Here is a 17,026-nt window from a genome sequence, read left to right as displayed (position 1 = left end):
TGAGGCGGTTCACCGGGTGAGCCACTTCACCTCGTAGGCGGCCATGTCGAACCGCTTGCCGTCGACCTCGGCGCTGATCCTGCGGTTCTTGGTGTTCACCACCAGGACCGTCTTGTCGTCGGCGAGGACGCGGACGTTCGGCACGTCGTCGGCGGCGACGGACACCTTCTCGTAGCGGGTGCCGGGCGGGAAGGCGTCGGAGAAGCGGGAGAGCATGCGCAGCATGGGCAGTTCACGGCCGCCGTCGGGGGACTGCGTCGCGGTCCACAGGCAGCCCGCGCACTTCTCGCCGCGCTTCTGCGGGTTCCAGTAGAAGGCGCTGGTCGCGCCGCCGCGGGCCATCGCCATCAGGCCGGACGCGTGCACGGCGACGCGGCGCGGCTCGCTCCAGCCGTCGCGGTCGTCCTCGCTGTCGCCCACCTCCACGTAGTACTCGGCCCACCACAGCGGCAGGTTCCCGGTGCGCTCGCGCACCCAGCGGCCGACCGCGGTGAACTTGTCCGTGGCCCCGAACTCGTCGGGCAGCAGGTCGTCGTCGACGGTGTACGTGGCGCCGTCCACGACCACGAAGTCGGCGCCGTCCTTGTGCTCGTTCCAGTAGTCGAAGGCCTCGGCGGACGGCTTGTCGAGGCGGCCCCAGGGGCCCTTGACGTCGGAGGCGTCCTCGGTCTGGCGCGGATGGACGCTGTCCATCACGAGGTAGGGGCCGCCGACCTTGATGTCCTTGTCGACCTTCTTCAGGGCCTTGTACACCTTGTTGTACAGCTCGGTGTAGCCCTCGTAGTCCCAGCGGCGCTCGGTGGAGTTCCAGAAGCCCTTGAGCTCGTTCCAGACGAGAAAGTGGCGTACGTCGGGGTAACGTTTCGCGACGGTCACGGCCAGGTCGGCGAAGTCGTCGAAGTGCTCGGGTCGGGGCGCGGTCTCCAGGGACGACTGGCTCCAGTCCGTGTTGTCGGTGCCGGGTTCGCCGCCCTTCATCCAGTCGGGGGCGCAGCACAGCGTCACGACCGGCGTGCTCTTGGTGGCGCGGATGTAGTCGATGCGCTGGTCCATCGCCTCGAAGTCGTAACGCCCCTCGACCGGCTCGGGGTTGCCCGCGCCCCAGCCCATCAGGGCCTGGACCTGCGGCAGCGGGCGGGGCTGTGCCGCGAGGAGGCGCTGGGCGCGGCCGACGGCGTCGTCGTCCCCGTCGTCGGCGCTGTGCTGGGTGTGCGTGAAGCCCCAGCCGACCTCCGCCTTGGGGTCGCCCGGCGGCTGCGCGGGGGTGCCGTGCACCTTGTCGCCGTCCGGGGTGGTGCCCGCCGTGCTGCCCCGGCTTCTCTTGTCGCCCCGGTCCTGCTCGGGGACGTTGAGCACGGTCACGACCAGGGCCAGAGCGGCCAGACCAATACCGATGAGGGCGGTGAGACGCCACCGCCGCGCATCCGAGTTCCACCCATGCCGTCGCATCAAGGGCCAGGGTAGCGGCGTGCCTTCGCGGTGGGGCGGGTTCCGCTCGACACGCCCGGCACGGGTGGTATGCGGGGTTCCGCATGTCTGCCCCGGCGCGATGTGTGCGCCGGTGTGCGGCGGCGCACCGGGGAAACCGCGTGCGCGATGCCGCCCGTGTGACGGATCATGGCGGCATGTCTGCGAACCCTCAGGACGCCTTGCCGATCCGGCTCAACGTCGACGACAGCGACTCCCCGGCGGACGTCGTGGACGCGCTGTTCCTCGGCCGCTTCGCGACGGGCGAGCAGCCGTACTCCCACAGCGCCAACATCGACCGCGTCAAGCCCGGCTCCGCGCTGCTCCCGCCGGGGGCGACGGTGCTGCGGGCCGCCCGCGACGACGACCGCAGCGCCACGCTCGCCGAGGGCGACGGCTGGACGCTGCTCGTGTCCCGCTGGAACCGCGGCGCGGACGTCACGGTGACGGCCACCACCGCCGAACTCGCCGAGAAGGTCCTGAAGGACGCCACGGACGGCGCGCAGGACGAGCCGGACCCGCAGCCGGAGAACGTGACCATGGGGTTCTGGTACGTCTCGCCGCGGCGCGGTCCGCACCGCACGACGCGGCAGATCTCCGCGGGCACGTGGGCCGAGGTGCGGGAGAACTACACCGCGCCGGTGGCCGGGGCCATGGACAAGCTGATGAAGACCACGCCGGAGGACATCTCGGGGCGGCTGCTGCTCCTGCACGGGCCGCCGGGCACCGGCAAGACGTCGGCGCTGCGCACGCTCGCCCGGTCCTGGCGCGACTGGTGCCAGGTGGACTGCGTCCTCGACCCGGAGCGCCTGTTCACCGACGTCGGCTATCTGATGGACATCGCCATCGGTGAGGACGACGGCACCGCGAAGGGCCGCTGGCGGCTGCTGCTCCTGGAGGACTGCGACGAGCTGATCCGCGGGGAGGCCAAGCACACCGCGGGCCAGGCGCTCTCCCGGCTGCTCAACCTCACGGACGGGCTTCTCGGGCAGGGCCGCAACGTCCTCGTCGGTGTCACCACCAACGAGGACCTGGAGCGGTTGCACCCCGCGGTGGTGCGGCCGGGGCGCTGCCTTGCCCGTATCGAGGTGGGGCCGCTCACTCCTGCGGAGTCCGCCGAGTGGCTCGGCACCACGGAGGGGCTTCCTCGCGAGGGCGCGACCCTCGCCGAGCTGTACGCCCTGCGGCGGGGGTCGTCCCCCACGTCGCTCCCCGCTGCGCGGGAGGGCGCTGACGCGGGTCTGTACCTGTAGCCGCCCTGTGGGCGGCTGGTCCGCTCCCGCTGGGGCCCCCGGGGCGGGCCGGGACCTTCCAGCCCGTCCGGACCCCCCGGGGCGGGGACATTCCAGCTCGTCCGGACCCCCCGGGGCGGGGACATTCCAGCCCGTCCGGCGTTTGAGGACGAGGCGCGGAGCGCCGATACGGGGGCCAGGGGCGGAGCCCCGTGTGTGTTGTCCGCGGCCCGGCGGGGGCTGATCGCGCAGTTCCCCGCGCCCCTTACGGGGCGGAGCCCCGTGAGTGTTTTCTGCCGCCCGGCGGGGGCTGATCGCGCAGTTCCCCGCGCCCCTTACGGGGCGGGGTCCCCGTACGCCGCGCGCAGTGCGTCCCGGGCCGCGGCGAGGGCGGCCTCCTCGGTGAGTCCGAGGCGCCGGACCCGTTCGGCATAGCCCTGCGCCGCCCCGGCGGCGCCCCGCGCCGCCGCGTCCCCCGCCGCGGCCACGAACGTCCCGTTCCGCCCCCGCGTCTCGATGACCCCGTCCTCCTCCAGGGCCCGGTACGCCTTGGCGACGGTATTGGCGGCGAGCCCCAGCGTCTGGGCGAGCCCCCGCACCGTGGGCAGCTTGTAGCCCACGGGCAGACTCCCGCCCCGGGCCTGCGCGGCGATCTGCTCCCGCACCTGCTCGTAGGGCGCGGCCACGGCCCGCCCCTCCGCACCCTCGTCCAGCACGATCCTCAACGTCACGCAGCGATTGTCCCGTACCCCGCGGGAGAAAAAGGAGAGGCGCCCCCCGAGCGCTCCCGCGTACGGTCCGGACCATGACAGAAGTACTGGTCCGCGCCCTGCGCCCCACCGACCCGGCGGACGCCGCCGCGTTCGCGGCGATCCGCCGCGCCTGCGTTCCCGCCATGCTGGCGACCTCCGCCTCCGTGGCGTTCGACGCGGCGCACTCCCATCCGGACGCGCATTACCTGCAACTGGTGGCCCAGGCCCACGGGGAACTGGTCGGCACGGCGCAGATCGGCATCGCGTACGACAGCCCCGAGCCGGGGCAGGGCTTCGCGAACGTCTACGTCCACCCGGAGCGCCGCGGCCGGGGCGCGGGCTCGCTCCTCGTACGCACGGCCGAGGAGCACCTGGCGGCCAGGGGCGCGACGACGCTGTACTCCTGGGTCCTGGACGCCCCGGAGAACCTGGCGTTCGCCGTCCGCCACGGCTACCGCGCGAGCCGGTCCGCGCACTTCCTCCGGCTCGACCTGGCCGCCGGCGAACTGCCGCCCCCGCAGCCGCTCCCGGACGGCGTGGAGCTGCGCACCGGTGCCGACTTCGAGGCCGACCCGCGCCCCCTGTTCGACCTGGACGCGGAGACCGTCGCGGACGAACCGAGCGACGTGGCGGCCGAGTTCACCGACTACGAGCACTGGCTCGCCGAGACCTGGGCCCACCCCCTGGTGAGCCGCGAGCTGACGACCGTCGTCCTCGTCGAAGGGCGCCCCGCCGCGTTCAGCCTGGCCCGCACCGACGGCGCGTCCCGCTACGCCAGCGGCATGACGGGCACGGCGCGCGCCCACCGCGGCCGCGGTCTCGCCAAGCTCGCCAAGAACGACTCGCTGCACCGGGCACGGGCGGCCGGCTGCACGGAGGCGTTCACCGGCAACGACGCCGGGAACGGCCCGATGCTCGCGATCAACAAGTGGTTCGGCTACGAGATCTGCGACACGGAGGTGCGTCATGTCCGCACCCTCGGCTGAGCACGGCCGGACGGGGGCCGAGGTGGAAGTGCACCTCCGCAAGGCGGGCCGTACGAAGATCCGCTATCCGGCCCGGCTGCTCGCGGACGACGGCACCCGTGTCACCGTGCGGGCGCCCTGGGCGGGCGCGGGCGTGCGGGACTTCGGATTCGTCCGGTTCGAGCCCGGTGACGTGTTCGTCGAGCACTTCTGGCGGGACCGCTGGTACGCCGTCAAGGAGGTGCACGCCCCCGACGGCACCTTCAAGGGCTGGTACTGCGACGTGACGCGGCCCGCCGTGCGCGAGGGGGCCGTGGTGACGGTGGAGGACCTGGACCTCGACCTGTGGTGCTCCGCGGACGGCTCCACGGTGCTGCGCCTGGACGAGGACGAGTTCGCGGCGAGCTCCCTGCCCGCCGCCGATCCGGCCGCGGCACGGTCCGCCCGCGCGGCCCTGGACACCCTGGAGCACCTCGCGACGACGGTGGGACTGCGGGCTCACCTCGGCCTCCGCTCCTGGTCGGAAGCCTGAGTTCCGGTCGATTCGCGCCGGAGCGGACCCGCCGGTTTGTGTCACCGGGCCGTTGTGTGGGTACGGCAGGACGAACAGGCAGGGAGGTCGTCATGCGCCGAGTGACCGTGCACAAGAGCGTTGCGAAGTCCGCCGTCCGCCGCGAGCGGAAGAGCCGGGAGACCCAGGAGGGCACCGACCGGCAGTCCCGGGAGCGGCCGGAGGTCCGCAGAGATGTGCTGCGCGTGTGGTGGCCCAACGAGTAGCGGTGCGCGGGACGCGGCCGAGGCCCTGCCCGGCCGCGTCCGGGTGGACGGCGATGCGGTGGTGGTACGCCGTACGCGCCCCGTGCGCCGTCCCGCCCGCGCGCCGTCCCGTACGTCATGCCGTCTGTCATTCCGTGTCTCATGCCGTCTGTCATTCCGTATCTCATGCCGTCTGTCATTCCGTCCCGCTACGGCGGGAATTCAGCAGGCCGCGCGCCGGTTTCCGCAGCAGGGGCCAGAGCACGATCAGCGCCACGACGGCGTACACGGTCACCGAGAACGGCGTGTCCACCAGGCCGCTGACGCTGCCGTCGCTGATCTGAAGGGCGCGGCGCAGCTGCTGTTCGGCGTTGGGGCCGAGGATGACGCCGATGACGGCGGGGAGCACGGGCAGTCCGTAGCGTCGCATGCCGAACCCGATCAGGCCGATGATCAGCAGGATGACCAGGTCGATCGCCTCACCGCCGACCGCGTACGCGCCGACCGCCGCAAAGAACAGGATGCCCGCGTAGAGATAGGGGCGCGGGATGCGCAGGAGCTTCGCCCAGACCGGGGCGAGCGGCAGGTTCAGGGCGAGCAGCAGCACCATGCCGACGAACAGGGACGCGATCAGGCCCCACACCAGCTCCGACTCGCGTTCGAAGAGCAGCGGGCCCGGCTGGATGCCGTAACTCTGGAAGGCGGCCAGCATCACGGCGGCGACGGCGGTCGTGGGAAGGCCGAGCGTCAGCATCGACACGAGGGTGCCGGCCGCCGACGCGGAGGACGCGGACTCCGGTCCCGCGACGCCCTCGATGGCACCCTTGCCCCACTCGTCCTTGTGCTTGGACAGGCGCTTCTCGGTGACGTAGGAGAGGAAGGTCGGGATCTCGGCGCCCCCCGCGGGGATCGCCCCGAACGGGAAGCCGATGAGGGGGCCGCGCAGCCAGGACTTCCAGGTCCGCTTGACGTCCTGCCTGCCGAGCCAGGGGCGGCCGACGGGGACGGCCCTGCCGCTGGTGCGGCGCAGATGCGCGGCCACCCACAGGGCCTCGCCGATCGCGAACAGGCCGACGGCCACGATCACCACGTCGATGCCGTCGGCGAGTTGGAGGGAACCGAAGGTCAGACGCTGCTGGCCGGTCATCTGGTCCAGGCCGACCAGGCCGAGGGTGAGGCCGATGAGGAGCGAGGCGAGGCCGCGGACGCGGGAGGAGCCGAGGACGGAGGTCACGGCGATGAACGCGAGGACCATGAGGGCGAAGTAGTCGGGCGCGCCGATGTCGACGGCGAGGTCGGCGACCCTGGGGGCGAGCGCGACGAGCATGACGGTGCCGATCATGCCGCCCGCGAAGTGGCCGATGGCGGCGGCCGCGAGGGCCTGGGCGCCGCGCCCGGACTTGGCCATCGGGTTGCCTTCGATGGCGGCGACGACGGCGGCGCTCTCGCCGGGCGTGTTCAGCAGGATGGAGGTGGTGGAGCCGCCGAACATCGCGCCGTAGTAGATGCCCGCGAACATGATGAACGCGCCGGTGGGTTCGAGCCCGTAGGTGACGGGGAGCAGCAGCGCCACGGCCATGGCGGGGCCGATGCCGGGCAGCACGCCGACGGCCGTGCCGAGGAGCACGCCGACGGCGGCCCACAGGAGGTTGACGGGGGTGAGGGCGGTGCCGAAGCCGTCCATCAGGGAGCTGAAGGCGTTCATGTCACAGCACTCCCATCAGGGGGCCGCCGGGCAGCGGCACACCGAGCAGGTTGTTGAAGACGGCGTACGTGACCAGGGACAGGCCCGCCGCGATCAGTGGGTCGCGGTGCACCGCACGGCTGCCGAGGGCGTAGGCCGCGCCCCAGAAGAGGAGCGCTCCGGCGACGGGGAAGCCGACGGGTTCGATGAGGACGGCGGTGGCGAGGAAGACCCCGGCGAGCAGCAGGACGGTGCGCCAGTCGGCGGGTTCGGACAGGTCGACATCCTCGCCGCCCTCGGCCTCGCCGCGGCCGCCGCGCAGGACGTCGACGGCGAGCAGGACGGAGACGAGGAGCAGCCCGATGCCGACGGCGACGGGCACGGTCTTCGGGCCGACGGGGCCGCGCTGGGTGATCTCGACGTCCATGGTGAGGGCGTCGGTGAGGACGACGGCGCCGAGGGCGAGCAGCATGACGCAGACGCCGAGTTCGGAGTGCTCGCGCAGCCAGGCGCGGCGGTCCTTGCTGCGCTCATCGCGCTCCTCGCGCTCCGGGGGTACGCCGGTGGTGGTCAAAGCCCCAGCTCCTTCAGTACGGACACGACGCGTTCGTCCTGCGCGCGGAGGAAGTCGCCGAACTTGTCGCCGGTCAGGAAGGCGTCGTCCCAGCCGTTCTTCTTCAGGGACTCGCGCCACTCGGGTGAGGCGTGCAGCTTGCGGACGAGGCCGGTGAGCTTGTCGCGTTCGGCGTCGGAGAGTCCGGGCGGTGCGACGATGCCGCGCCAGTTGGTGAAGTCCACGTCGTAGCCGGACTCCTTGAGGGTGGGCCCGTCGAGGCCCGGCACCCGCTTCGGCCCGGTGACGGCGAGCAGCCGCAGTTCGCCGGACTTGATCTGGTCCAGGTACTCGCCCACGCCCGAGACACCGAAGGCGACCTTGCTGCCGAGGATCGAGGCGAGGAGTTCGCCGCCGCCGTCGAACGGGACGTAGTTGACGTCCTTGGGCGGGATGCCGGCAGCGCGGGCCATGAGCATGGGGGCGATGTGGTCGGGCCCGCCGGGTGAGGACCCGCCGCCGACGGGCGTCTTGCCCGGCTTCGCCTTCCAGGCGTCGACGAGCTGCCCGATGGTCCTGTACGGGGAGTCCTTCGCGACCACGACGACGTCCTGCTCCTCGGTGAGGCGCGCGATCGGGGTGGTGTCGGCGAGGGTCCTGGGCGCGTGGTTGGAGCGGGCGGCGCCGACGACACCGAGGCCCATGGACATCGCGAGCTTGCCGTTGCCGTGTTCGCCCACGAGCCGGCTGAGGCCGACGGTGCCGCCCGCGCCGGGCAGGTTGAACACCTCGATGTCGTGGGTGAGCCCGGCGTCCTCGGCGTCCTTGGCGGCGGTGCGGGCGGTGATGTCGTAGCCGCCGCCCGGGGTGTTGGGGACCATGAGGCGAAGGCCGGGGATCCGGGTACCGGTGTCGTCGCCGCTGCCCGTGGTGAGCAGCGGCGGTCCCACGAGCACGAGCAGCGCGGCCCCGCACAGGGCCAAGGGTGTGCGTAGTCGCACGGGTGCCACCGCCTGTCTGAACCGGGTACGGGTGTGAAGTGGCCCACATGTTGCCGGGGCGTGGAGAAGCTGTCTCTCTTCCGGAACCAACGGACGTTGTGGTCCTTGTGGTCACGCTCGTAACCTGCGGCGACGACAAGGGCGAGGGGGCGGGGGGCTTGGGGATGACGAGGGTGCTGGTCGTCGACGACGACTTCATGGTCGCCGAGCTGCACAGCCGGTATGTCGCCACGGTGGACGGCTTCACGGTGGCGGGCGTGGCGCACAGCGGCGAGGAGGCGCTGCGCGCGGCGGAGCGGCTGCGGCCCGATCTGATCCTGCTCGACGTGTATCTGCCGGACCTCGACGGCATCGCGGTGCTGCGGGAGCTGCGGGCGGCCGAGGAGCGGGATCCCGGCAGGGCGCCGGTGGACGTCCTGTTCATCACGGCCGCGCGGGACGCGGAGGTGGTGCGGGCCGCGCTGCGGGCCGGGGCCCTGCACTATCTGATCAAGCCCTTCAACCGGGCCGCCCTGCGGGAGCAGCTGCGGCACGTCGCGGCCCTGCGGGCCCGCCTCGACACGCTGGACGAGGCCCGCCAGGAGGACGTCGACCAGATCTTCGGCCCGCGCCCGCCGGGCTCCCGGGAGCTCCCCAAGGGCCTCGCGCCGCACACGGCGGACCTGGTGGAGCACACCTTGCGCGACCACCCGGGGGGCCTCTCGGCCGCCGAGTGCGCCGAGGCGGGCTCCCTCTCCCGCGTCAGCGCCCGCCGCTATCTGGAGTACTTCGCGGACACGGGCCGGGCGGAGGTGACCCTGAGGTACGGCGGGGCGGGGCGGCCGCAGCGCAGATACCGGTGGGTGACCTGAGGGGGGCGGGCCCCGTCCGGTACCGCTACGCCGCCAGCGCCCCCGGCACGATCGCCCCGGGTCCGAACCTCTCCCTGGCCCGGTCGGCCACCTCCTCGATGCGGCGGGCCTTGTCGTCGAGGGGGTCGAAGGTGAGCTGGTAGGAGGAGTGTTCGGCGGGGTCGAGGCCCTCGGCGCGCAGGGCGATCACCCGGACCCGGGCGCGCTGGAGGCCGAGCGCCTCGTACATGTCGTACGCGGCCCTCGTCAGCGCCGCCGAGTGCGCGGTCGGCTCCTTCAGGGTGCGGCTGCGGGTGGTCGCGGAGCGGTCGGCGTAGCGGACGGTGAGGGTCAGGGTGCGGCAGACCTTGTCGAGGGCGCGCAGCCGGGTGCCCAGTTCCTCGGCGGCCGAGAGCAGGGCGCGGCGGTGCCTGCCGGTGTCCAGTTCGTCGTGGCCGAAGGGGCGTTCGGTGGCCAGGGAGCGGGAGACCGCGTTCGGGACCACCCGGCCGCGGTCGACACCGCTCGCCCTCTCGCGCAGTTCGCGTCCCGCCTTCGCGCCGATCAGGCGCTGGAGCGTGGACAGCGGAGCGGCGGCGACCAGGCCGAGGGTGTCGAGGCCGTACTCGCACAGGGTGCGGGCCGTCGCGGGCCCGACGCCCGGCAGCGCGGCGACGGGCTTGTCGGCGAGGAACTCCGCCACGGCGTCCCGGGGCACCTCGCCCATCCGTCCGGGCCCGGCGTCCCGCAGCGCCATGCGGGCCAGCGTCGGCCCCGGCCCCGCGCCGATCACGCAGTCGACGCCGTGCAGCGCGAGGGCGCGGACGCGGATCACCGCCGCGAGCTCGGCGGCGCCGCGTCCGAAGTACCGTTCGGCGCCGCGCAGATCGGCGAGCGCCCCGTCCGGCGGCAGCGCCTCGACCACCGGCGTGAACTCCTCCAGGAGCCCGAGCAGCCCCGGAAGGGCCGCCTCGTACATCGGCGGCAGCTGGAAACGTACGCAGAGGATGGTCATCCCGCACTCCCCGGACTCTGGTGCCACAACTTCCGTCCTGTCGCCGCCCTTTCCCCGGGCGGCGACAGATCTGCCCATGGATGCATCTCGTATCCGGTCTCCCACCGGATGCGCCGCCCGTTGCCCGGGTCATTCCCGGTGGCGGGTGGGGCATCCGCGGTGCCTTGTTCCGCCGGGCCCTTTTCGGCCAGGCGCGGCGCCACCGCTTCGAGGCCGCCGTCGCGGCGCAGTTCCACGAGGTCGGCGAGGTTCCACGCCGCCGTGCCGATGACGCTGAAGCTGCGCGGCCCGCGCCGCTGCACCACCCCGCGGACGAGCAGCAGCCAGGAGTGGAAGACGGTGTGCGCGCAGGCCTCGTGGCTGTCCTCGAAGAAGGTGAGGTCGACCAGGCCGGTGCCGTCGTCGAGGGTGGTGAAGACGATGCGCCTGCCGGAGCGGATCGCCGGGGTCTGGGTGGCCGCCTTGGCGCCCGCGACCAGGACCGTGTCGCCGTTGCGCGCCGAGCGCAGACGGCGCGCGGAGGTCACGCCGAGTTCGTCGAGGAAGGCGTGGTGGTCGTCCATCAGGTTCCGGGACGTGTCCATGGAGAGCACCCCGAGTTCGGCGCTCAGCCGCTCCGCGTCGTCGAGGTCGGGCAGGCCCGCGGACGCGGTCCGCCGGCCGCCCGGGAGCGGGAGCTGGGGGCCGCGCGCGCCGCGGGCGCCCCGCTGCAGCTCGGTGAGGTGCAGTTGCAGGTCGCGGCGGTTGGCGCCGAACGCGTCGAGGGCGCCGACCTGCGCGAGGCGGGTGGCGAGCGGGCGGCTCGGCCGGGCCCGCTCCCAGAAGTCGAGCAGGGAGGCGTAGGGCTGTCCGGCCGCGATGCGCTCGGCCTCCGGTTCGCTGATGCCGTGCACGTCGGAGAGCGCGAGCCGCACCCCCCACTTCCCTGATTCGGACTCCAGTTCGATGCGATGGGCGACCGCGGACCGGTTCACGTCGAGCGGCAGCACCGGCACCCCGCGCCGCCGCGCGTCCGCGAGCAGCAGCCGCTTGGGGTACATGCCGGGGTCGTGGGTGAGCAGCCCCGCGTAGAACGCCGCCGGGTGATGGGCCTTCAGCCACGCGGACTGGTACGTGGGCACGGCGAAGGCCACCGCGTGCGCCTTGCAGAAGCCGTACGAGCCGAAGGCCTCGACGATCTCCCAGGTCCGCCCGATGGTCTCGGCGTCGTACCCCTTGGCGGCCGCGGCCTGTGCGAACCAGACCCGGATGCGGCCCTGCGACTCGGGGTCGGAGAGCCCGCGCCGCACCCGGTCCGCCTCGCCGCGGCCGCAGCCGGTCATCAGGTGCACGATGTCGATGACCTGCTCGTGGAAGACGACGACTCCATAGGTCTCCTTCAGGGGTTCCCTCAGGTCCGGGTGCGGATAGCGGGCGGGCGCACGGCCGTGCCTGGCCTCGATGAAGGGGCGCACCATGTCGGCGGCGACGGGCCCGGGGCGGAACAGCGAGATGTCCACCACCAGGTCGTGGAAGGCCGCGGGCTGGAGGCGGCCCACCAGGTCGCGCTGGCCCGGCGACTCGATCTGGAAGCAGCCGAGCGTCTCGGTGGAGCGGATGAGCCGGTACGTGGCCTCGTCGCCGTCCGGGATCGCGTCCAGGTCGATCCGCTCCCCCGTCGCCCGCTCGGCCTCGGCGACCGCGTGCGCCATCGCCGACTGCATCCGCACCCCGAGGACGTCGAGCTTGAGCAGCCCGAGGTCCTCGACGTCGTCCTTGTCGAACTGGGACATCGGCAGGCCCTCGCCGCTGGTGGGCACGGTGGGGGTGCGGCGCAGCAGCGAGGCGTCGGAGAGCAGCACCCCGCACGGGTGCATGGCGACGCCGCGCGGCAGCGCGTCGAGCCCTTCGACCAGGTCCCAGAGCCTGCCGTGGCGCTCCGCGTCGGCCGCCACCGCGCGCAGCTCGGGCAGTTCCGCCATCGCCGCGCGGGCGTCGCGGGCGCGGATGTGCGGGAAGGCCTTGGCGATCCGGTCGATGTCGGCGGGGTCCATGGACAGGGCGGCGCCCACGTCCCTGATCGCGTGCCGGACGCGGTACGTCTCGGGCATCGCGACCGTCGCCACCCGCTCCTCGCCGAACCGGTCGATGATCGCGCGGTAGACCTCAAGGCGGCGCGCGGACTCCACGTCGACGTCGATGTCCGGAAGCACGGGCCGCCGCGTGGACAGGAACCGCTCCATGAGCAGCCGGTGCTCGACCGGATCCGCGTGCGCGATACCGATCAGATGGTTGACCAGGGACCCGGCACCGGAGCCGCGCGCCGCGACCCGGATACCCAAGTCCCGTACGTCGTCCACGACTTGAGCTACCGTCAGGAAGTAGGACGCATATCCGTGGTGGGCGATGATGTCCAGTTCCCGATGCATCCGCTCCCAGTACGTACGGGCGTCCGCGCGGCGGTCGTAGCCGCGCAGGACCATGCCCGCGGCGGCCCGGGAGGCCAGGACGCGCTGCGCGGTGCGGCGCCCGGCGCCGACCAGGCCCGGCTCGGGGAAGCGCACGGAGCCGATGCCGATGTCGTCCTGGGGGTCGACCAGGCACTCGGCGGCGGTCGCCCGGGTCTGTTCGAGCAGCCGGTGGGCGGTGTCGCGACGGAACCCGGCGGCCTCCACCACCCGCTCGGCGACGTCCAGCATGGCGGCCCCGTCCTTCAGCCAGCGCTCGCCGGTGTCGAGGGGGCCCGACGGGTCGATGGGCACGAGGCGGCGGGCGGCGTCCAGGACGTCGGCGACGGGCCCCTGGCCGGGGTCGGCGTAGCGGACGGCGTTGGTCAGGACCGGGCGCAGCCGCTGCTCGGCGGCGAAGCCGACGGTGCGGGCGGCCAGGCGCAGCGAGCCGGGTCCGGTGCCGGTGCGGCCGTGCCACACGGCTTCCAGGCGCAGCGCGTCACCGAACCGCTCGCGCCAGGGGGCCAGGAGGCGGGCGGCCCGGTCGGGGCGGCCCGCGGTGAGCGCGCGGCCCACGTCGGACGCCGGGCCGAGCAGCACGGCCAGGCCGTCGGCCGCGCACTCCTCCCACGGCAGCACCGGCGGCCCTTCGCCGCCGCGGTGCACGGCGCTCACCAGGCGGCACAGGTCGGCCCAGGCGGCGGCGCCGTCCCTGGCCAGGAAGGTCACCCGGGGACTCGACTCGTCGATGAAGGCACCACCGCGCACCGGGGTCCGCCGCCGCGCGCCCCGGCCGTCCCGCCCGCCCTGCTCCGCGGCGGCCGGTGGCTCGACCGCGAGCTCCGTACCGAACAGCGGCCGCACCCCGGCCTTCTCGCAGGCCTTGGCGAACCTGACCGTGCCCGCGAGGGTGTCCCGGTCGGTGAGCGCGAGCGCGTCCATGCCCCGCTCCGAGGCCTGCTCGGCCAGGCGCTCCGGATGCGAGGCCCCGTACCGCAGGGAGAATCCGGAGACGGTGTGCAGATGCGTGAACCCTGACACACGCACCTCCTGAACCTTCCGCTTCGCCAGTCCCCTCTCCCACCATAGACCACTTTCGAACCTTCGTTCGATGTCACATTCGATTCATGTTCGATAACTGTCGGCGACCACGGCCGGGGTACGGCCCGCGCGGCCCGTCACCCGTTCGGCCCGTCACCCGTTCGGCCTGTCACCCTTTCGGCCCGCCCCGCCTGCGGGCGCCCCCGGCGCCTCGGAGCGTTGAGGCATGACCTTCGCCGACGAGTTGAAGAGCGCCGTCACCCCACGAGCAGCCCTGCTCGTCATCGGCGTCCTGGCCCTGCAACTGCTGTTCATCGCCTCCTACGTGGGGGCGCTGCACAGCCCGACCCCGAAGGACGTGGCCTTCGGGGTCGTCGCCCCCGGTGAGGCGGCCGCGCAGACCAAGGACAAGCTGGCGAAGCTGCCGGGGAAGCCGCTCGACCCGCGCGTGGTCGAGGACGAGGCGCAGGCCCGCCGCCAGATCATGGACCGGAGGATCGACGGCGCCCTGGTCGTCGACCCCCGGGGCACGGAGGACACCCTCCTGGTCGCCTCCGGCGGCGGCAAGGCCCTCGCCAACGCCCTGGAGACGATCACCGCGAAGACCGAGGGCGCCGAGAAGCGCACCGCGAGGACCGTCGACGTGGCCGCCGCCTCGTCCGAGGACTTCAACGGGCTCTCGTCGTTCTACCTGGTCGTCGGCTGGTGCGTGGGCGGCTATCTGTGCGCCTCGATCATGTCGATCAGCGCGGGGTCGCAGCCCGCCAACCCGCAGCGCGCGGCGATCCGGCTCGGCGCCCTGGCCGTGCTGGCCCTCGCGGGCGGCCTCGGCGGCGCGGTCATCGTCGGCCCGATCCTCGGCGCCCTGCCCGGCTCGATCATCGGCCTGTGGGGCCTCGGCGCCCTCGTCACCTTCGCGGTCGGCGCGGTCACCCTCGCCCTGGAGGAACTCACCGGCATCGTCGGCATCGGCCTCGCGGTGCTGCTCATCGTGGTCGCGGGCAACCCGAGCGCGGGCGGCGCCTTCCCGCTCCCGATGCTCCCCCCGTTCTGGAACGCGATCGGCCCCGCCCTGCCTCCCGGAGCCGGCACCTGGGTGGCCCGCTCCATCGCCTACTTCCGCGGCAACGCGGTGACGGGCCCGCTCCTGGTCCTGTCGGCATGGGCGGTGGTGGGGACGGCGGTGACGCTGCTGGCGGCAATGCGCAAGACCCGCGCCGGCGCGGGCACTCACGTCTCCGGCCAGGGGGGTTCCAGCCGGGCCACCCTCTGAGGACGAGGCATTTCGGCCCGCCCGGCGTTTGAGGACGAGGCGCGAAGCGCCGACAGAGGGCCTGCGGTACTGACCCAAGCGCTGATCCGGCCATTCCGCCCCCGCCCCGGGCACCCGCCCAGGGTGACGCACCCCACTCCCGCACACGCCGATGGCACATTCCGGCTATCGGGGAAACTTCCCCCGATTCCCCCTTCCCGCCGGTCACACATGGTGCATCGCACCTCGACCGACCGTGAAGGATCATTACTTCACGCCACTACACACAGTTTTCAATCAACGACCGAAAGTAAGCGTCCGATGTGCTTTTGGTGTGACCTTGGGCAAGACTCCGGTCCGTTCCGTTCGTTATCCGAAACGACAAGCAAGGGAGTGTTCGAAATGCGGTACATCTCTGGGGGGATCGCGCTGGGCGCCGCTCTGGCGATCGGCGGCCTGGCCACCGCGGCCACCGCCGTGCCCACGGCCACGCCCGCAGCCGCCGCCACCTCCGTACGCGGCTACGCGCCCTCCGAGCTGGTCCTCACCGTCGGCTACGGCGACAAGGCCGCCACCGCCTCCATCCAGCGCGCCGTGACGCTCGGCTGTTCCTCCGGCGGGGTCGGCAGCCACCCGGACGCGGCGGGCGCCTGCCACGAGCTGCGCGCCGTGGGCGGCAAGTTCGACAAGGTGACCAAGGCGCCGTCGAACCGCGCCTGCACCAAGGAGTGGAAGCCGATCACGGTCACCGCCCAGGGCGTGTGGGAGGGCCGCCGCGTCTCCTACGAGCACACCTTCGCCAACGCCTGCGCGCTGACGGGCGGCCAGGGGAAGGTCTTCGCCTTCTGAGCCACGCGGACCGCGGGTTCCCGTCCCGCGAACCGCGGGGCCAGGACCCCGCGAACCGCGGGGCCAGGACCCCGCGAACCGCGGGGCTAGGACCCCGCGAGCCAGCCCCGCAGCGCGGCCTGGGCGCCGGCCTGGAAACGGGTGTCGGCGCCCAGTTCGTCCAGCAGCCTGCTGATGCGGCGGCGCGCGGTGTGCACATGCACGCCGAGGCGCCGCGCGATGGCCTCGTCCTTGAAGCCGCCCGCGAGCAGGCCGAGCAGGTCCCGGTGCTCCTCGGACAGGCGCGGACCGCCACCGCCGAGGGGCAGGGCCCGCTCCCACAGCGCCTCGAACAGCGGCCGGAGGACGTGCTGGAGCAGCGTGTCGCGTACGACGACGGCGGCACGGGTCGGATCGGCGCCGCCCGCGGGCGGCAGCAGCGCGTCCCTGCCGTCCACGGCGATCAGCTTGGTGGGCACGTCGGCCGCCACCCGCACCCCGAGCCCCCGGTCCACGAGCGGCCCGAGCAGCCGGGTCCTGCCGGGCAGCGCGAGCCCTTCCCGGGCGAGCACCACCCGCACCGAGACGCCGCGTTCCAGGAGCGCCGCGATGCCGGTGCCGGGGTCGGCCCCCGCCACCGCCCACGGGTTGAGGTAGGGCGGCCGGTCGAGGATGAGGACCTCCTTCTCGGCGCGGGCGAGCAACTGGTCGACGTGGCGCACGATCGCGCGCGGCCCGCTCACCGCCTCCACCCCCGCGAGGGCGCCGGGCACGACGGCGGGCGCGGGGTCGAGGTGCTCGGCGATCTCGTCGGCCTGCCGCCGCAGCCGCTCCAGCTCCGCCGCCCGCGAGTGCAGTTCCGCCTGTCTTCGGTGGATCAGCGCCCGGACGGCGGGCGCGGGCGGCACCGGCCGGGGTAAGGCCGCGGCGGTCGCACCGGTCCCGTCGCTCCCGCCGGTCTCCGGGAGCGTGAACCCGTGCTCCCGCAGCCGGGCCAGGGCCCGCGCCAACTCCCCCCGGGTGAGCCCCAGTTCCCGGCACAGCTGCGCGGCGTCGGGCACCGCCGGGGCCCGCCGCCGCAGCAGCGCCCCGTACACCCGCTCGTCCGCCTCCCCCAGGCCCAGGTCGCGCAGCGCGCTCCCCTTGCCGCTCCCCATGGTCATGACGGGAAGTCTCACCCCGCCCCACGGTGCACACAAGTGTGCGGCCCCACTTGTGACC

15 protein-coding genes are annotated in these 17,026 nt (G+C 73.4%); 7 read left to right on the top strand and 8 right to left on the bottom strand.

Annotated features, from left to right (window positions below):
* Nucleotides 1–9 precede the first annotated feature (9 nt).
* Complete coding sequence (locus GPA10_RS33905) at nucleotides 10–1,449, bottom strand: GH39 family glycosyl hydrolase (RefSeq protein ID WP_058852283.1); 1,440 nt, start codon at nucleotides 1,447–1,449, stop codon at nucleotides 10–12.
* A 176-nt stretch (nucleotides 1,450–1,625) separates the two neighbouring features.
* On the opposite strand from GPA10_RS33905, the gene GPA10_RS33900 reads away from it, so the two are divergent.
* The gene (locus GPA10_RS33900; protein WP_058852282.1) at nucleotides 1,626–2,720 is read left to right on the top strand and encodes a DUF5925 domain-containing protein; all 1,095 of its coding nucleotides are present in this window, start codon (nucleotides 1,626–1,628) and stop codon (nucleotides 2,718–2,720) included.
* Nucleotides 2,721–3,034: 314 nt separating this feature from the next.
* Here the strand turns inward: GPA10_RS33900 and GPA10_RS33895 are convergent, their stop codons facing one another.
* Complete coding sequence (locus GPA10_RS33895) at nucleotides 3,035–3,430, bottom strand: GntR family transcriptional regulator (RefSeq protein ID WP_058852281.1); 396 nt, start codon at nucleotides 3,428–3,430, stop codon at nucleotides 3,035–3,037.
* A 74-nt stretch (nucleotides 3,431–3,504) separates the two neighbouring features.
* On the opposite strand from GPA10_RS33895, the gene GPA10_RS33890 reads away from it, so the two are divergent.
* The 3 genes from GPA10_RS33890 to GPA10_RS41935 all read left to right on the top strand — a co-directional run bounded on the left by GPA10_RS33890 (nucleotide 3,505) and on the right by GPA10_RS41935 (nucleotide 5,193).
* The gene (locus GPA10_RS33890; protein ID WP_157168799.1) at nucleotides 3,505–4,437 is read left to right on the top strand and encodes a GNAT family N-acetyltransferase; all 933 of its coding nucleotides are present in this window, start codon (nucleotides 3,505–3,507) and stop codon (nucleotides 4,435–4,437) included.
* Nucleotides 4,418–4,948, top strand: coding sequence for a ribonuclease FAU-1 family protein (locus GPA10_RS33885; RefSeq protein ID WP_157168798.1), 531 nt, complete (start codon nucleotides 4,418–4,420; stop codon nucleotides 4,946–4,948). Before GPA10_RS33890 ends, GPA10_RS33885 begins: the two co-directional genes overlap by 20 nt.
* Nucleotides 4,949–5,040: 92 nt before the next feature.
* Nucleotides 5,041–5,193 (top strand): hypothetical protein, encoded by a 153-nt coding sequence (locus GPA10_RS41935; protein WP_198351784.1) that lies wholly within the window; start codon nucleotides 5,041–5,043, stop codon nucleotides 5,191–5,193.
* A 175-nt stretch (nucleotides 5,194–5,368) separates the two neighbouring features.
* Here the strand turns inward: GPA10_RS41935 and GPA10_RS33880 are convergent, their stop codons facing one another.
* From GPA10_RS33880 to GPA10_RS33870, 3 genes are read right to left on the bottom strand one after another with little or no spacing between them, the layout of a single operon-like run.
* Nucleotides 5,369–6,877 (bottom strand): tripartite tricarboxylate transporter permease, encoded by a 1,509-nt coding sequence (locus GPA10_RS33880; protein ID WP_157168797.1) that lies wholly within the window; start codon nucleotides 6,875–6,877, stop codon nucleotides 5,369–5,371.
* A gap of 1 nt (nucleotide 6,878) precedes the next feature.
* Nucleotides 6,879–7,430: a tripartite tricarboxylate transporter TctB family protein gene (locus GPA10_RS33875; RefSeq protein WP_157168796.1), complete on the bottom strand. Its 552-nt coding sequence runs from the start codon at nucleotides 7,428–7,430 to the stop codon at nucleotides 6,879–6,881.
* Nucleotides 7,427–8,410, bottom strand: coding sequence for a Bug family tripartite tricarboxylate transporter substrate binding protein (locus tag GPA10_RS33870; RefSeq protein ID WP_343041625.1), 984 nt, complete (start codon nucleotides 8,408–8,410; stop codon nucleotides 7,427–7,429). The genes GPA10_RS33875 and GPA10_RS33870 overlap by 4 nt, the downstream gene beginning before the upstream one ends.
* A gap of 164 nt (nucleotides 8,411–8,574) precedes the next feature.
* Here GPA10_RS33870 and GPA10_RS33865 point away from each other — a divergent pair, with 164 nt between their 5' ends.
* Complete coding sequence (locus tag GPA10_RS33865) at nucleotides 8,575–9,261, top strand: response regulator (protein WP_157168795.1); 687 nt, start codon at nucleotides 8,575–8,577, stop codon at nucleotides 9,259–9,261.
* A gap of 25 nt (nucleotides 9,262–9,286) precedes the next feature.
* Here the strand turns inward: GPA10_RS33865 and GPA10_RS33860 are convergent, their stop codons facing one another.
* Together GPA10_RS33860 and GPA10_RS33855 are read right to left on the bottom strand one after the other, a co-directional pair.
* Nucleotides 9,287–10,255, bottom strand: coding sequence for a DNA polymerase Y family protein (locus GPA10_RS33860; RefSeq protein ID WP_157168794.1), 969 nt, complete (start codon nucleotides 10,253–10,255; stop codon nucleotides 9,287–9,289).
* Complete coding sequence (locus tag GPA10_RS33855) at nucleotides 10,252–13,725, bottom strand: DNA polymerase III subunit alpha (RefSeq protein WP_343041624.1); 3,474 nt, start codon at nucleotides 13,723–13,725, stop codon at nucleotides 10,252–10,254. Before GPA10_RS33855 ends, GPA10_RS33860 begins: the two co-directional genes overlap by 4 nt.
* Nucleotides 13,726–13,951: 226 nt before the next feature.
* Between GPA10_RS33855 and GPA10_RS33850 the strand changes: the two genes are divergently transcribed.
* Both GPA10_RS33850 and GPA10_RS33845 read left to right on the top strand, forming a co-directional pair.
* The gene (locus GPA10_RS33850) at nucleotides 13,952–14,998 is read left to right on the top strand and encodes a DUF3533 domain-containing protein (protein ID WP_157168793.1); all 1,047 of its coding nucleotides are present in this window, start codon (nucleotides 13,952–13,954) and stop codon (nucleotides 14,996–14,998) included.
* A 381-nt stretch (nucleotides 14,999–15,379) separates the two neighbouring features.
* Nucleotides 15,380–15,826 carry a subtilase-type protease inhibitor gene (locus GPA10_RS33845; protein WP_058852272.1) on the top strand — a complete coding sequence of 149 codons (447 nt, stop codon included), beginning with the start codon at nucleotides 15,380–15,382 and terminating at the stop codon, nucleotides 15,824–15,826.
* Nucleotides 15,827–15,912: 86 nt separating this feature from the next.
* Here GPA10_RS33845 and GPA10_RS33840 read toward each other — a convergent pair whose 3' ends face one another.
* On the bottom strand, nucleotides 15,913–16,968 hold the full coding sequence (locus tag GPA10_RS33840; protein WP_343041623.1) for a hypothetical protein: 1,056 nt from the start codon (nucleotides 16,966–16,968) through the stop codon (nucleotides 15,913–15,915).
* Nucleotides 16,969–17,026 lie beyond the last annotated feature (58 nt).

Origin of the sequence: Streptomyces typhae (assembly GCF_009755605.1) — a bacterium.
Lineage (GTDB): Bacteria > Actinomycetota > Actinomycetes > Streptomycetales > Streptomycetaceae > Streptomyces > Streptomyces typhae.
The sequence above is the reverse complement of the archived record's forward strand: the minus strand, read 5'-3'. Positions and strand labels throughout refer to the sequence as shown.

Coding starts and splice junctions, on each gene's coding strand:
- GPA10_RS33850 (WP_157168793.1), top strand. CDS start 13,952: ATGACCTTCGCCGACGAGTTGAAGAGCGCCGTCACCCCACGAGCAGCC.
- GPA10_RS33860 (WP_157168794.1), bottom strand. CDS start 10,255: ATGACCATCCTCTGCGTACGTTTCCAGCTGCCGCCGATGTACGAGGCG.
- GPA10_RS33865 (WP_157168795.1), top strand. CDS start 8,575: ATGACGAGGGTGCTGGTCGTCGACGACGACTTCATGGTCGCCGAGCTG.
- GPA10_RS33890 (WP_157168799.1), top strand. CDS start 3,505: ATGACAGAAGTACTGGTCCGCGCCCTGCGCCCCACCGACCCGGCGGAC.
- GPA10_RS33840 (WP_343041623.1), bottom strand. CDS start 16,968: ATGACCATGGGGAGCGGCAAGGGGAGCGCGCTGCGCGACCTGGGCCTG.
- GPA10_RS41935 (WP_198351784.1), top strand. CDS start 5,041: ATGCGCCGAGTGACCGTGCACAAGAGCGTTGCGAAGTCCGCCGTCCGC.
- GPA10_RS33900 (WP_058852282.1), top strand. CDS start 1,626: ATGTCTGCGAACCCTCAGGACGCCTTGCCGATCCGGCTCAACGTCGAC.
- GPA10_RS33845 (WP_058852272.1), top strand. CDS start 15,380: ATGCGGTACATCTCTGGGGGGATCGCGCTGGGCGCCGCTCTGGCGATC.
- GPA10_RS33885 (WP_157168798.1), top strand. CDS start 4,418: ATGTCCGCACCCTCGGCTGAGCACGGCCGGACGGGGGCCGAGGTGGAA.
- GPA10_RS33905 (WP_058852283.1), bottom strand. CDS start 1,449: ATGCGACGGCATGGGTGGAACTCGGATGCGCGGCGGTGGCGTCTCACC.
- GPA10_RS33880 (WP_157168797.1), bottom strand. CDS start 6,877: ATGAACGCCTTCAGCTCCCTGATGGACGGCTTCGGCACCGCCCTCACC.